Consider the following 12,897-nt stretch of genomic DNA (forward strand, 5'->3'; position numbering starts at 1 on the left):
ATTTCGGCATGCGGCCTGACGGGGGCAACCCTCATTTCCTTTTGGCTTTGGATTCCGCCGGTTTTTTTATCACGACGTCTTTGCTACCGACCACCATGCCGACCACCGCACCCAAGGCAGCGTCGATGTTCAGTTTTTTGGTGTTGACCACCAAATCGTAATTGTGCGGATCGGATACATCGGCATTAAAGGACTGACGAATAAATGCGGATCGTCGATTTTCCCGATTGATTACCCGCCGCTTGGCCTCGTCACGGGTCACGCCAAACTCTTCGGCCACGTTATTCACCCGGGAGTCCAGCGGCGCAATAATCCGGACGCTCAAACGTTTTTCATGCGGTATCAGAAAGTTAGCCCCTCGGCCAACAATAATGGAATTGCCATGGCTGGCAATTGCGGCAACCACTTTCATCAGATGTTCCAGGTAAACGCCTGGCCATAAATAGCGGTCGTTAACCAGGGACGAAATAAAATCCTGGATGCCGGAAAGGCGATCTTTTTCCATGGTTTCAATCACAGCACCACTGATGTGGGCGCTTTCGGCAATTGCCTTGACGACTTCCCGATCAAACAGGTCGATATTGAGCCGTTTGGCCAGTCCCTGGGCAATTTTCCGCCCCCCGCTGCCCGGTTCTGAAGAGATGGTAATCACCGGCACATGGGTTTGGGTCTTTTTTTTCCACTTTTCGATCTGATCCGTAATAAATGTTTCGATGGAGGAATTTTTTTCCATGATCGCGGTCCCGTCCTGCCCGTTAAGCCCAAAAACAGCGCTTGATAGAAGTTGTTTTGACGAAAGTAGAACCGAGGATTCCCTAAGGAAAAACAATAACGCTGTCAAGCCGCAAAGCATGACCGGTTAAAGGGTATTAAAGGATAGTTGCGTGGGCGAGACACGCATTCGTTCAGGCGTGAAGACCGCGCATGTAATCATCCAACAGTTGCTGAGCGTCTCCAGCGGTCATGATGTCCGGCAGTTTTGCCTTTGCCTGATCGATGGCCATGTCCAGCAGCTCCATTTGGAGGCCGGCCTTGGATTGGGTGATCCGGTTCTCCATTTTACGCCGGGTCTCTTCCAGCATGATTTTACTTTGTTGCCTGGCCTGTTCCACGATCTGCTGCTTGCGGGTTTCTCCCTGGGCAATCAATCGCGCCTTCAGTTCCTGGAAATGGGTCCGGCTTTCCGCCCCTTTCTGCTTTACTTCCTTGATTTGGCTGACAATCTTGGCTTTCTCGGCTTCCAGTTCGCCAATTTTATCAACAATGTCGCTTTTTTGCAGCTTTAAAAAATCCTTAATGGGTTCTCTGGCATATTTTACAATCACGGCGACAAGGATGATAAAGTTGACCCAGCGCATGGCCAAGTCGTAGGTAGGTCTCCATTGGGGGTCTGCGGCCTGGGCCGCTTCAGGAAGCGCAAGCACATAAACGCCCACAAACAGGATCATGACGCACAGCGTACCGGATCTTCCAGTCAACCTCATGATTACAGCCTCCGATGAAGCACTTTTTCCATGATTGTCAGGGTAACGGCCTCCACCTCCCCGGCCAATTCCACCCGAGCCTGCCGTACCTGATCTTTTATCCGGTCCTCCGTTTCATGCCTCAATTCTGAAATCTGTTGCCGGACTTCTTCCAAAATATCCATGGCCCGCTGATCCCCCTCGGTTTCAAGAGAAAGAACGACCTTATGGGTTTCTTGGATGATTTTGGCCTGCTCGCGATCAAGATCTTTGCCTAACTGAACCAGGTCTTCTTTCCCTGAAATGATATCTTTATGGAAATCGGCAATTAGCTCCTTCCGCTGGGAAATGGTACTGAGCAGTGGACGGAACATAATCCGGTTCATGATATAGAGAAAGATCAGGAAGGAGACCAGCTGGACAACAACGGTCTCATTGATACTGATCAACGCGTTGGTCGCAATAATTTCCATGGTGGATGCTCTTTGTTGAATAATTGCCGTTGCATGATTTTAATGCCCGGACGGCAGGTTGAGACGGATCCGAAAATACCGGCGACGGTGATGGTCCGCTAAACCACAAACAGCAGCAACAAAGCGATAACCAGGGAGTAGATGCCGGTTGATTCGGAGACCGCTTGGCCCACCAGCATGGTTCGGGTCAACAGTCCTGCCTCCTTGGGGTTCTTGCCGATGGCCTCGCACGCTTTGGCGGCCACCATTCCTTCGCCCACACCGGGGCCGATTGCGCCTAAGCCCATGGAAATACCTGCGCCTAAAAATGCTGCCGCTTTTACAATGTCTGCACCTTCGATGGCCATGATACGCCTCCTCCGTTACCGTTTTATCATCGTGTAGTTGAAAATCCGAATTTTCAAGGACCAACGCGTCGCTAAAATAGTAAAGCTACAGGACAAAGATCAAAACCAGGCTGACCACCATCGCATAAATGGCCGTGGACTGGGAGACCGCCTGCCCCACCAGCATGATCCGCATGAGATCCGCCGCATGTGTGACGTTGCGGGCCACCCAGCGAACGGCGCCTTCCGCTGCCATGCCGTTGCCCACACCCGGTCCAATGCCGCCAAGGCCGGTGCAAAGACCTGCACTAAGCAGTGCCATGGCTGTTTGCAGCTGCATGGATTCGGGAAAGGTTTTGAACATCAGGATAAAACTCACCAGCAATCCGAAAATAGATGGTGTCTGGGCCACGGCCTGGCCCACCAGCATAATGGTTGTGACGTTCCCCACCGCCTCCGGCTGACGGGACACCCCCTCGCAGCTGGCCCCGGCAGCCATGCCGCCGCCGTATCCGGAGCCGATGGCAGCCAGCCCCGTACTCAGACCGGCCCCCACCAGCGCAGCCCACGTTGGATGAAGGGGTGCCTTGGAAAAATCCATAAACAGAAGCATCAGGGCCACCACCATGGAAAAGATCGCCGGGGTCTGGCAAACGGCGGATCCGATAAGCATGTTGGTGGTGAGCTTATTGGACACCGCTGGCTGGCGGGAAATCCCCAGGCAAGCCTGGCCGCCGGGAAACCCGGACCCGACACCCGAACCGATGGCCCCGAATCCCATACTGACACCGGCGCCGAAAAGGGCGGCCGCCTTGAGCAGCGTTGGATTTCCCTTGTCCATGAACAAAAGCAGGATAGCGACCACCAGGGCAAAAATGGAGGCTGATTCGGCTACCGCCTGCCCCACCAGCATATTTTTGAATATCTCCCCGGAAATCTTCGGGTTTCTGGAAACGGCCAGATTCGCCTGGGCTGCGGTATACCCTTCGCCGATGGCGGCGCCGACCGCACCCAGCCCCATGGCAATACCCCCCCCGGCAAACGCGGCGACCTTAACCCAGGCCTGAACATCGAGATCCATCATCTATTTCACCTGGACTGAGATGTATACAACCGTCAACATTGTAAAAACAAACGCCTGAATGGTTCCCACGAACATGCCGAAAAATGCGTAAAGAAAAGGCGGCAGCAGGATGCCGTAAGTCAGATAAGAGACCACAAGAATGATGATCGACCCTCCCATGATATTGCCGAACAGACGGAAGGATATGGATACGATCTTGGCAGCCTCGCCGATGATATTCAACGGAGCCATGAAAAAGATTGGCTGGAAATATTCGCTGGCATAGTTTTTAAACCCTTTTTTCCGTATCCCCGCGACATGGGCGATGACAAAACCCATCAGGCCGAAGCTCAAGGGGGTGTTGAGGTCCTTGGTGGGTTCATCCAGGTGAGGAACGATCCCCAGCCAATTGGATACCAGCAGGAACAGAAAAAGCGCACAGATCAGGGGTCCGTACTTTTTGGCCATCTCCTTATCCAAGGCGTCTTCCGTCAGTTTGTAGAGATTGGAAACCAGCAGCTCTCCAAACACCTGCATGGATTCCGGCACCATGCCCCGTTTGCGCACCGTTAAAAAACCCAGCGCGACAATCACCAAAAATGCGATCCAGGTCATGAGGATGACCTCGAGGTTGAAAGTCATGGAATAGCCGAAAACCGGTATGATCAACTGATGAATTCTTCCGAGTTCTCCCATGTATCGTCGTCCTTGGTTCAGTGTTTGACAGCAGCGAAAATCAACCGGGAACCATGTTCGATCATGATCACCAGCTGAACCATGAACAGACCCGCTGCCGTGGCTGGAAAATTAAACCGGTCAGACTCCACGGCCAAAACGAGCGGCATCGCCAGCAGTGCATATCGCACCAGCAGGGAAAGTAGCGATCGCCGGATAGCCGCCTTGCGATTGTCGTTGAGGCGGAAGCGCAGCGCCTGACCCATGAGCGCAAAATTGACGGCGCTGAACACCCCGCCAAGCACCAATCCACGGCAAACCTCTTTTTGGCCCAAGGCTAAAAAAAGAAGACCGGCACCAATAGCCAGGACCAACGCCCGCGAGCCGTATTTTTTTTGTAGGTCAAGGACCGTTGTGTCCGTTTCCATCAGGACCTGCCTTGTCTTTCGGCTCTGTGATTTCCAATATTTGTCGATAACAGACGTTGGCGCCGCCGACAATGCCCAGGAGAAGGAAAACCGTGGTGAATAGCCCCCGAAACCCCAGCCATTTATCTAAAAAATGCCCCACAAAAAAACAAAAGACGATGCAGCCGGCCATGGTCAGCCCCAGCTGCATGACAATGGTCAGGTTCTCGGCCCAGTCCCTGTTTTTTTTGTAGTCGAACAATCAGTGTTTCCGTGTTGATGCATCATGCGTCCTTTTCATCCGCCAGCGGTCGTCAGATCGGACCGGGTCCTGGATAAGCGATTAAAACGCATGGGCACTTGAGGCAATTGGCGCGAATCGATACCGGCGTTCGGTTGAACATAAATTACTGCGCCGGTTGGATTTTAATAATATTTTTTCGAATAGCGGCAGAGATAGCAAAAAGCTTTCAACAATGTCAAGCGCCATGATTGATCCGCCAATCAGATCAAGCGATCCGATGCCGGTGGAATCGCTTCGTAGGGCTAATTTTTTTCGGATATCTTGTGGTTGAATTCTTTTCGGGTTCATCATAACATGGCAAGTTAACGGCTTGACCCACTTTTTAAGGGAAACAGACCGACCATGCAAAGCCTGATCACCATCCTGGGTTCGGGAACCTGCGTGCCTTCGCTGGACCGCGGCCCGTGCTCATTTTTAATGCAAACCGGTGCGCAAAACCTGCTCTTTGACTGCGGACCCGGGACCATGCGCCGCCTGCTGGAAGTCGGTGTCGCCATATTCGATATTTCGCATATCTTCCTCAGTCATTTCCATCCGGACCACAGCGGCGAACTGGCCTCGTTTCTGTTCGCCTTGAAATATCCGGCACCGGCATGTCAAAAACTGCCCCTGACCCTTGTGGCGGGGCGGGGATTTAACGCATTTTATGAACGCCTAAAGGCGGTTTACGGTCATTGGATCGCGCTGCCGGCCGATCGGTTCACCGTGGTCGAACTCGATACGCTAAAGGCTGATCACTTCGCTGGCCCTTCATTTGCCGTTTCCGCTATGCCGGTCGCCCACCGACCGGAAAGCCTGGCTTATCGCATTGTCGATGCCGCAGGCAAAGTGCTGGTCTATTCCGGGGACAGCGATTTCTGCGAAGGGCTGATTGCCATTGCCGCCGGTGCCGATCTGATGATCTGCGAATCAGCCTTTCCCGATGATCAAAAAGTCGATGGCCACCTGACCCCCTCGCTTGCCGGGAAAATTGCCCAGGCGGCGGGCGTCAGGCGCCTGGTTCTGACCCATTTTTATCCGGCATGCGAAGGCGCCGATATTGAAAATCAGTGCCGCAGCACCTATAGTGGTGAGATTGTGCTGGCCGAAGATAGGATGACGTTTACCCTTTAAGGTGCATGGATGCGGTATTACCCGATAAATCTTGACATACGCGACCGGCGATGCCTGGTAGTCGGCGGTGGGCGGGTGGGGACCCACAAGGTCGACACCCTGATCACGTGTGGTGCGGTGGTAACTGTAGTCAGTCCCGAGGCCTCTCCCACGCTCGTGCAATTGGCCGCTGAAAAATCGATCATTCTGGAACAGCGCCCCTATCGATCATCGGATGTGGAAGGTATGTTCCTGGTTATTGGGGCCACCGACGACCAAACCCTGAACCGTCAGATCAATGCCGATGCAGAGCGCCACAACCTGCTGTGCAACATTGCCGACCGGCCGGAGATCTGCAATTTCATTCTTCCGGCCATTGTGCAGCGCGGTGATTTTGTTTTGGCGATTTCCACCGCCGGCAAAAGCCCCGCTTTTGCCAAACATATCCGCAAGCGTCTTGAAACCCAGTTCGGCCCCGAATACGGCACCCTGCTGGATCTGATGGGAGCCATCCGAGCCAAACTGCTGGCCGAAGCCCATGCGCCGGAGGCGCACAAACCCCTTTTCGAAAAGCTGATTGCGGGAGATCTGCTGACGCTGATCAAAGACAAAAAGACGGCCCGGATCGATCAATTACTGGAGCATGTTCTGGGCGCCGGATACCGCTTCGACCAGTTGATGCCATCCAACCGAAATCCCGGGAAATAAAATGGAGCCTGTTTTCATCATCACCACCATCACCTACATGTGCAGCTGCGCCTGCTATTTCGGCTATCTCTTTTTCCAGAAAGGCGCCCTTCAACGGATGGCGGCCGGACTGATGACGCTTGGCTTCGCGCTGCACACAATCTTTCTGGCAGTCGGGGGGGTCCGGTCGGGCCACTTTCCGGTGAACAACCTCCATGAGACGCTGTCTATTACCGGTTGGGCCCTTGCCGCTGTATTTCTGGCCTTGTCCTTGAAGTATAAACTTAAAATACTGGGTATCTACGCCGCGCCGCTGATTGTGCTGATAATGATCGCCGCCTATCAGATGCCCACACCGGTCGCCCAGGATCCTCAGCTGTTTAAAAGCTGGTGGCTGGCCGCCCATATCATCACCATCTTTATAGGCAACGCGGCCTTTGCCCTGGCCTGCGGCCTGGGTCTGTTGTATCTGCTTCAGGAAAACGCCATCAAACAGAAAAACCGCGGTTTTTTCTTCAGCAGACTACCGTCATTGGACCTATTGGACACCAGCGGATACGCTTGCATCGTGGTTGGTTTTTCGATGATCACCATCGGATTGATTACCGGTGTTGTTTACGCCAAAGCGATCTGGGGGCGTTTCTGGAGCTGGGATCCCAAGGAAGTCTGGTCCGCCATCACCTGGCTGTTCTACGCGGCAATGCTCCATGAACGGCTGACAGTCGGATGGCGTGGACGGCGGGCGGCCGTCATGGCCATCATTGGATTCGGCGTCCTGCTCTTTACCTTTTTGGGTGTAAACTTTCTACTGCAGGGGCACCACGGAACTTTCACGGCCAGGTAGACCGACAACACACCATAAGCAACCGGCTCCTTGGGCTGCAGATGCCGCCCGCCGGGAGTCGACAGTGATAATGAACCATGCGCGATATTGTACTGCTTGGACTGAATCATAGAACCGCTCCCGTGGACGTTCGGGAATGCATCGCCTTTACGGCGGACGAGACTGCCCGGGCGCTGATGATGCTTCGGGAGAACCCCGCCATCGGCGAATCCGTTCTTTTTTCCACCTGCAACCGGATCGAATTGCTCATGGCCGTCGACGAGCGCGAGGCGGCGTTATCCCTTGCCAAGCAATTCATCGCCGATTTCAAGAAGGTGCCCCTCTCCCAGTTTGAGAATTCTCTTTACCAGTATATCGGTGAAGAAGCCGTACGACACACCTTTCAAGTGGCCGCCAGCCTGGACTCAATGGTGGTGGGCGAGCCTCAGATCCTCGGCCAGATGAAAGCGGCCTATCGCAGGGCAACCCTGGAGAAGACCTCGGGTGTAATCCTCAACAAGCTGCTCCATCGCACCTTCTTCGTGGCCAAAAAGGTGCGCACGGAAACCGGTATCGGCGATCACGCGGTCAGCATCAGCTACGCCGCCGTCGAACTGGGGAAGAAAATTTTCGGTGAGTTGGACGGCAAACGGGTCATGCTGATCGGTGCCGGAGAAATGGCTGAACTGGCCGTCGAGCATCTGATCCGCAACCGCGCCGGCACCATTACCGTGGCCAACCGTACCTTTGCGCGGGGCGTCGAGCTGGCCGCGCGCTTCCGTGGAAAAGCGATAAAATTCGAAGAAATTATCGACTGCATGAAGACGGTGGACATCGTCATCAGCTCAACCGGCGCCACCGGTTATGTGCTTGGCAAAGAACAGATCAAGGAAGCCATGAAGGTTCGCCGCAACCGCAGTCTCTTCTTTATCGACATCGCCGTTCCCCGAGACATCGATCCGGCCATCAACCGGATCAGCAATGCCTATGTGTACGACATCGACGACCTGAAGGGCATCGTGGATGACAACATGGAAGACCGGCAGCGTGAGGCCGTCAAAGCCCATCGAATCATCGATGAGGCGGTTATCGGATTTCTCAAATGGTACGACACCCTGGAGGTCGTGCCGACGATTGTCTCTCTGCGCGGCAAGGTGGAGGCCATGGCCAGGCAGGAGTTGGAAAAAACCCTGGGAGCGCTGAGTCATCTTACCGAAACCGACAAGCGCGCCATCGAACGCATGACAGGCACACTGGTAAAAAAAATTCTTCACGAACCCACTGATTTTTTAAAGAAAGATGGTTGTCAGGGCAATAAATCCACCCTTCTGGACCTGACGCGAAAACTCTTCAATCTGGAGGAAAACCATTGAACAAAATTGCCTTCCTATTTCCCGGGCAGGGGTCTCAGGCGGTGGGCATGGGGCAGGACCTGTTTCAGGAATACGATTTCGTCCGGGAGATCTTCAACGCGGCCGATGACATTGCCGGCAGCCCCATTTCCCGATACTGTTTCCAGGGTCCGATGGAAACCTTGACGGAAACGGTCAATCTTCAGCCGGCGGTTACCGCCGTCAACCTGGCCTGCCTGACCGCCATTCAACGTGCAGGCATCGCCTGCAGTCTCTCCGCGGGCCACAGTCTGGGCGAATACAGTGCGCTGACTTCAGCCGGGGTAGCCTCCATGGGCGACACCCTACGTCTCGTGTTCAAGCGCGGCGAGTTGATGCACCGCGAATCATTGAAACATAAGGGTGCCATGAGCGCCATCGTGGGATTGGACATCGAAACCGTGGCGGAATTGGTGAAAGGCGGCCGGCAAACCGGCGTGGTTTCCGTCGCCAACCACAATTCCGAGCAGCAGATCGTCATCACCGGAAGCCCCGAAGCGGTGACGGCGGTCTCGGAAGCTGCCAAATCGAAAGGGGCCCGGGCCATTCCCCTCAAGGTGAGCGGAGCCTGGCACAGCAATCTGGTCAAGGGCGCCGAAGATGAATTCACAGCCTTTCTGGACACGCTTCAGTTCAATAAGCCAGGCAACACAATCATTCACAATGTTACCGCAGACAGCTGCAATGACGGGGAAGCGATCAAACGCCTCATGGCTCTGCAGCTGTGCAGTCCGGTGAGATGGTACGATACGATCCGCCGGATGATGGCTGAAGCGGTGACGGTGTTCGTGGAGGTGGGCCCCGGCAAAGTGCTCACGGGGCTGCTGAAAAAAATCATTCCGGCGGATTATGCGTATGCCGCCTTCACGGTCAGCAATTTGAAAACCCTTGAGAACCTGGTATCCGAAATCCTTTGAAGGAAAAAACATGCAGAAATACCAAACAAACATGTCTTAAAAAGACTCGCCCTGTTGCCCCACGATGCCCAGTTAAATGTCAAATATTTGAAAAAATTCGATAATAACGCCGTTTTCGGCATCAATCCAGGCGACAAAAACACTTTACACCTCCATATGCTTGTGTTAGCTTTCCCTTTTTTGTTAAAAACAGTCAACTTCACTTGAGCAGGATTGAGCGATGAACAAAAAAGACCTGAAATTTTTTGAAGCACTCCTTCAAAAGCGGCTGCAGGAACTGCTGAGTCACGCCGGTGAAACCGTTTCGGACATGACGGAACAAAAGGAGAATTTTCCGGACCCCACGGATCGGGCGGCACTGGAATCGGATCGCAACTTCATGTTGAGAATACGCGACCGTGAGCACAAGCTGATCAAGAAAGTGAAAAAAGCACTTGATCGCATCGAAGGCGGCACCTTTGGTATCTGCGAAACATGTGGTGAAGACATCTCCGTAGAGCGTCTCAAGGCGCGACCGGTCACCACGCAGTGCATCGATTGCAAAACCAAAGAGGAAGCTTTTGAGAAAGCCCTTGGCATCTGATTTATCTGCCGGCATCGATCTGCATGTCCATTCAACGGCTTCTGACGGCTCCCTGACGCCATCACAGATTCTTGCGATGGCGGACCGGCTGGGCCTGAAAGCCGTCTCCATCACAGACCACGACACCCTCGGCGGTTCAATTGCCGCCATGGCCGCCGGCATTCCAGCGACGCTCGCGTTTTTGACCGGCATCGAGGTCAGCGCCGCGGCGCCAACCGGATGTGGCCTGAACGGCAGCATCCATATTCTCGGTTACGGGATAGACCCCCGCAATTGTGCACTCAATCAACTTCTCGACGTGCTGCAAAACGCAAGGAAAAACAGGAATCCGCAAATCATTTCCCGACTCGCCAGCCTGGGAATGGCTATGGACACCGACGAATTGGCCAGTATCGTCGGCGATGCCGTTGCCGGACGCGCCCACATTGCCCAGTTGATGGTTAAAAAAGGAATGGCGCATTCCATTGACGACGCCTTCGACCGGTTTCTAGGAAGAAACAGGCCTGCCTATGTCGAAAAATTCCGCGTTCCCATGGGCGACGCAATTGCCGCCATCAACCAGGCCGGTGGCGTGGCTGTGCTGGCCCATCCCCATCTGACCGGTATGACCGACCCGGAAGCGTTCGAGGCCTTTCTGTTGACACTGCAATCCATGGGATTGAAGGGCATCGAGGCCATTTATCCCGATCACCCGGAAGCAGCTACCGCCGAGTATTGCCGCCTGGCCCTGAAACACAACCTGTTGATCACCGGCGGGACGGATTTCCACGGTGAGGTTACGCCAGGCATTCAAATGGGCATCGGTAGGGGCGGCTTTCATGTGCCCTATGCGCTCTACCAAGCCCTGGCTGCAAATCTGGAACGATGACCATGCGCGTGTCGAGCCCTGAAAACGCAGCCAACGATCGCCTGCAGACGGCTCTGGGCTACCATTTCAAAACGCCCGAGCAGTTGACCAGCGCCCTTTGCCACACCTCGTATGTCAATGAACAACCCCAGTCCAGCCTGGTCAGCAACGAACGGCTGGAATTTTTAGGCGACGCCGTGTTGAATCTGGCCATCAGCCAGCTTTTGATGAGGCGGTACCCGGATCTTGCCGAAGGAGAATTGTCCCGTAACCGGGCACAGCTGGTCAATGAAGTCCAACTGGCCGCCATTGCCCGGGAGGTCGGCCTTGGTCCCCATTTATTGCTGGGAAAAGGCGAAGTACTGACCGACGGCAGAAACAAAAACTCCATTCTGGCCGATGCCGTCGAAGCAATTATCGCCGCCATCTATCTTGACGGTGGATTCGATGCCGCGTTTAGATTTGTGGAAATTCAGTTTCGTGAACGATTGCGCTCAGCATCCGGCAATCGCCTTGAAACCGACTACAAGAGCAGGCTTCAGGAATGCGTCCAGTCAACCCATCACGAAGTACCCCGTTATCAGGTGGTCGATGAGAGCGGACCGGATCACGACAAGACCTTCCGGGTTCGGATGACCGTGGCCGGGATCACTGCCGAGGGCGATGGAAAAAGTAAAAAATTGGCCGAACAGGAAGCCGCCCGGGCCGGACTTGAACTTCTGGACCGATCTCTTTGACCATGGGACCCCCTGATGAGGCCGATAGCGCCGGCCGGCCCCTGATCATTCCGTTATTCATCCCCCACCTGGGATGCCCCCACCGGTGCATTTTCTGCAACCAACAGGCCATCACGGGCAAGAGCACACGGATGCCTTCTGTGGCCCGGATCCAAACGGAAGTGAACCGTTTTTTAAAATACGGGAAAAAACGCCCCTCCACGACCCAGATTTCATTTTTCGGCGGCAGTTTTCTGGGGCTTGAAAAAGGATCTGTCCTCTCTTTGCTGGAAGCGGCCATGCCCTTTGTGCGGGCGAATGCGGTGGACAGCATCCGTTTCTCCACACGACCGGACACGGTGTATCAAAAAACCCTGAGCCTGCTGGAACCCTTTCCGGTCTCCACGGTGGAGTTAGGTGTTCAATCCATGAACAACCGGGTTCTCGATGCTGTCGAACGGGGGCACCGGGCGTCGGACACGGTCAAGGCTGCCGGCCTGATCAAAGGGCGGGGCTACCAGTTGGGCCTGCAGATGATGGTCGGGCTTCCTGCGGACGACGACGCGGGCGCCATGGAAACGGCCCACCAGATGGCCGTGTTGCAGCCGGATTTTGTCAGGATCTATCCCACCCTGGTCCTTAACGGCAGCCCATTGGCTGGACGGTTCAGAGGCGGCGGCTACCAGCCCATGGCACTGGACGCGTGTATCAGCCTGGTAAAACGGCTGTATCTTTATTTCAAAGCCCGGCACATCCCGGTGGTCCGCATGGGGCTGCAGGCATCGGACGGATTGACCCGGGCGGGCGAGTATATCGCCGGCCCCTTCCACCCGGCCTTTGGCCATCTGGTGCACGGGGAAATCGTCTTCGATGCCATTTCATCCACACTGTACAGGATGGAAAAACAGCCGGACCCCCTGATCATCACCGCCCATCCAACCATGGTTTCCCGCGTTCAGGGCCTGAACAAAAAAAATATCTGCCGTTGGCAGAGCACCTTTGATCTGAAAAAAATAATCCTGCATCAGGATGGGGATATGGAAAAAAACCATCTGATGGTCGCCAACCATCACGTTGCCCTGCCATAGGTTCGCGTTACGAAGCCTCTAAACCAGAAAACCCCCACCCGA

The 12,897-nt window shown here is 54.5% G+C and carries 17 protein-coding genes; 9 read left to right on the top strand and 8 right to left on the bottom strand.

Going from position 1 to position 12,897, the window contains the following annotated elements:
• Nucleotides 1-31: 31 nt before the first annotated feature.
• The 8 genes from R6V78_RS15680 to R6V78_RS15715 form a co-directional block, all read right to left on the bottom strand.
• Nucleotides 32-733 (bottom strand): AAA family ATPase, encoded by a 702-nt coding sequence (locus tag R6V78_RS15680; protein WP_410290317.1) that lies wholly within the window; start codon nt 731-733, stop codon nt 32-34.
• A gap of 172 nt (nt 734-905) precedes the next feature.
• On the bottom strand, nt 906-1,484 hold the full coding sequence (locus R6V78_RS15685) for a hypothetical protein (protein WP_410290318.1): 579 nt from the start codon (nt 1,482-1,484) through the stop codon (nt 906-908).
• Nucleotides 1,485-1,486: 2 nt separating this feature from the next.
• On the bottom strand, nt 1,487-1,936 hold the full coding sequence (locus R6V78_RS15690; protein WP_410290319.1) for a hypothetical protein: 450 nt from the start codon (nt 1,934-1,936) through the stop codon (nt 1,487-1,489).
• 98 nt (nt 1,937-2,034) lie between these two features.
• Nucleotides 2,035-2,283: an ATP synthase F0 subunit C gene (gene atpE / locus R6V78_RS15695; RefSeq protein WP_155305369.1), complete on the bottom strand. Its 249-nt coding sequence runs from the start codon at nt 2,281-2,283 to the stop codon at nt 2,035-2,037.
• A gap of 85 nt (nt 2,284-2,368) precedes the next feature.
• Nucleotides 2,369-3,346, bottom strand: coding sequence for an ATP synthase F0 subunit C (gene atpE / locus R6V78_RS15700; RefSeq protein ID WP_410290320.1), 978 nt, complete (start codon nt 3,344-3,346; stop codon nt 2,369-2,371).
• A complete protein-coding gene (gene atpB / locus R6V78_RS15705; RefSeq protein WP_410290321.1) occupies nt 3,347-4,021 on the bottom strand; it encodes a F0F1 ATP synthase subunit A in 675 nt (224 codons plus the stop codon).
• Between the two features lie 17 nt (nt 4,022-4,038).
• Nucleotides 4,039-4,428: an ATP synthase subunit I gene (locus tag R6V78_RS15710; protein WP_410290322.1), complete on the bottom strand. Its 390-nt coding sequence runs from the start codon at nt 4,426-4,428 to the stop codon at nt 4,039-4,041.
• Entirely contained in the window at nt 4,403-4,669 is a 267-nt protein-coding gene (locus tag R6V78_RS15715) for an AtpZ/AtpI family protein (protein ID WP_410290323.1), read from the bottom strand. The genes R6V78_RS15710 and R6V78_RS15715 overlap by 26 nt, the downstream gene beginning before the upstream one ends.
• Nucleotides 4,670-5,053: 384 nt before the next feature.
• Between R6V78_RS15715 and R6V78_RS15720 the strand changes: the two genes are divergently transcribed.
• The 9 genes from R6V78_RS15720 (at nt 5,054) to R6V78_RS15760 (ending at nt 12,855) form a co-directional block, all read left to right on the top strand.
• Nucleotides 5,054-5,824 (top strand): MBL fold metallo-hydrolase, encoded by a 771-nt coding sequence (locus R6V78_RS15720; protein ID WP_410290324.1) that lies wholly within the window; start codon nt 5,054-5,056, stop codon nt 5,822-5,824.
• A gap of 9 nt (nt 5,825-5,833) precedes the next feature.
• Nucleotides 5,834-6,511: a bifunctional precorrin-2 dehydrogenase/sirohydrochlorin ferrochelatase gene (locus R6V78_RS15725; protein WP_410290325.1), complete on the top strand. Its 678-nt coding sequence runs from the start codon at nt 5,834-5,836 to the stop codon at nt 6,509-6,511.
• A 1-nt stretch (nt 6,512) separates the two neighbouring features.
• The gene (ccsB, locus tag R6V78_RS15730; protein WP_410290326.1) at nt 6,513-7,334 is read left to right on the top strand and encodes a c-type cytochrome biogenesis protein CcsB; all 822 of its coding nucleotides are present in this window, start codon (nt 6,513-6,515) and stop codon (nt 7,332-7,334) included.
• A 77-nt stretch (nt 7,335-7,411) separates the two neighbouring features.
• Complete coding sequence (gene hemA / locus R6V78_RS15735) at nt 7,412-8,686, top strand: glutamyl-tRNA reductase (RefSeq protein ID WP_410290327.1); 1,275 nt, start codon at nt 7,412-7,414, stop codon at nt 8,684-8,686.
• Nucleotides 8,683-9,621, top strand: coding sequence for an ACP S-malonyltransferase (gene fabD / locus R6V78_RS15740; protein WP_410290328.1), 939 nt, complete (start codon nt 8,683-8,685; stop codon nt 9,619-9,621). Before hemA ends, fabD begins: the two co-directional genes overlap by 4 nt.
• A gap of 220 nt (nt 9,622-9,841) precedes the next feature.
• A complete protein-coding gene (gene dksA / locus R6V78_RS15745) occupies nt 9,842-10,204 on the top strand; it encodes an RNA polymerase-binding protein DksA (RefSeq protein WP_410290329.1) in 363 nt (120 codons plus the stop codon).
• Nucleotides 10,182-11,072 carry a PHP domain-containing protein gene (locus R6V78_RS15750; protein ID WP_410290330.1) on the top strand — a complete coding sequence of 297 codons (891 nt, stop codon included), beginning with the start codon at nt 10,182-10,184 and terminating at the stop codon, nt 11,070-11,072. The genes dksA and R6V78_RS15750 overlap by 23 nt, the downstream gene beginning before the upstream one ends.
• A 2-nt stretch (nt 11,073-11,074) precedes the next feature.
• Complete coding sequence (gene rnc / locus R6V78_RS15755; protein ID WP_410290331.1) at nt 11,075-11,788, top strand: ribonuclease III; 714 nt, start codon at nt 11,075-11,077, stop codon at nt 11,786-11,788.
• A 2-nt stretch (nt 11,789-11,790) separates the two neighbouring features.
• Nucleotides 11,791-12,855: an elongator complex protein 3 gene (locus R6V78_RS15760; protein ID WP_410290332.1), complete on the top strand. Its 1,065-nt coding sequence runs from the start codon at nt 11,791-11,793 to the stop codon at nt 12,853-12,855.
• Nucleotides 12,856-12,897: the final 42 nt, after the last annotated feature.

Source organism: Desulfosarcina sp. (assembly GCF_046496365.1).
GTDB lineage: Bacteria > Desulfobacterota > Desulfobacteria > Desulfobacterales > Desulfosarcinaceae > Desulfosarcina.

Excerpts from the sequence above, each read along its gene's own strand:
- R6V78_RS15680 (WP_410290317.1), bottom strand. The coding sequence starts at position 733 with ATGGAAAAAAATTCCTCCATCGAAACATTTATTACGGATCAGATCGAA.
- R6V78_RS15685 (WP_410290318.1), bottom strand. The coding sequence starts at position 1,484 with ATGAGGTTGACTGGAAGATCCGGTACGCTGTGCGTCATGATCCTGTTT.
- R6V78_RS15690 (WP_410290319.1), bottom strand. The coding sequence starts at position 1,936 with ATGGAAATTATTGCGACCAACGCGTTGATCAGTATCAATGAGACCGTT.
- atpE (WP_155305369.1), bottom strand. The coding sequence starts at position 2,283 with ATGGCCATCGAAGGTGCAGACATTGTAAAAGCGGCAGCATTTTTAGGC.
- atpE (WP_410290320.1), bottom strand. The coding sequence starts at position 3,346 with ATGATGGATCTCGATGTTCAGGCCTGGGTTAAGGTCGCCGCGTTTGCC.
- atpB (WP_410290321.1), bottom strand. The coding sequence starts at position 4,021 with ATGGGAGAACTCGGAAGAATTCATCAGTTGATCATACCGGTTTTCGGC.
- R6V78_RS15710 (WP_410290322.1), bottom strand. The coding sequence starts at position 4,428 with ATGGAAACGGACACAACGGTCCTTGACCTACAAAAAAAATACGGCTCG.
- R6V78_RS15720 (WP_410290324.1), top strand. The coding sequence starts at position 5,054 with ATGCAAAGCCTGATCACCATCCTGGGTTCGGGAACCTGCGTGCCTTCG.
- R6V78_RS15725 (WP_410290325.1), top strand. The coding sequence starts at position 5,834 with ATGCGGTATTACCCGATAAATCTTGACATACGCGACCGGCGATGCCTG.
- ccsB (WP_410290326.1), top strand. The coding sequence starts at position 6,513 with ATGGAGCCTGTTTTCATCATCACCACCATCACCTACATGTGCAGCTGC.
- hemA (WP_410290327.1), top strand. The coding sequence starts at position 7,412 with ATGCGCGATATTGTACTGCTTGGACTGAATCATAGAACCGCTCCCGTG.
- dksA (WP_410290329.1), top strand. The coding sequence starts at position 9,842 with ATGAACAAAAAAGACCTGAAATTTTTTGAAGCACTCCTTCAAAAGCGG.
- rnc (WP_410290331.1), top strand. The coding sequence starts at position 11,075 with ATGCGCGTGTCGAGCCCTGAAAACGCAGCCAACGATCGCCTGCAGACG.
- R6V78_RS15760 (WP_410290332.1), top strand. The coding sequence starts at position 11,791 with ATGGGACCCCCTGATGAGGCCGATAGCGCCGGCCGGCCCCTGATCATT.